Raw genomic sequence first — 233 nt, forward strand, 5'->3', positions numbered from 1 at the left:
CACCATTTAGTAATGCCAATGTCACATTAGACATCACAACAGGTGAGATAGATGTAGCGGCAGGGACAGCAGCTGGCACATACACACTGGTATATAGATTAGTTGACTCACTGAATCCAGGCAATACAGATGAGGCTACAGTCACGGTAATAGTAGCAGGCGCAGGCTTGGTAGCCAATGATGATCCAGAGACGATCAATGGTTTTGTAGGCGGCAGCTTCAATGTATTGGCA

General features: G+C 46.4%; 1 protein-coding gene. It reads left to right on the forward strand.

Going from position 1 to position 233, the window contains the following annotated elements:
- Positions 1-233: hypothetical protein (locus I5349_RS14120; RefSeq protein WP_226391398.1), on the forward strand; the 233-nt coding region annotated here is incomplete at both ends.

This window comes from Penaeicola halotolerans, assembly GCF_016464625.1.
In the GTDB taxonomy this organism is placed as follows: domain Bacteria; phylum Bacteroidota; class Bacteroidia; order Cytophagales; family Cyclobacteriaceae; genus Penaeicola; species Penaeicola halotolerans.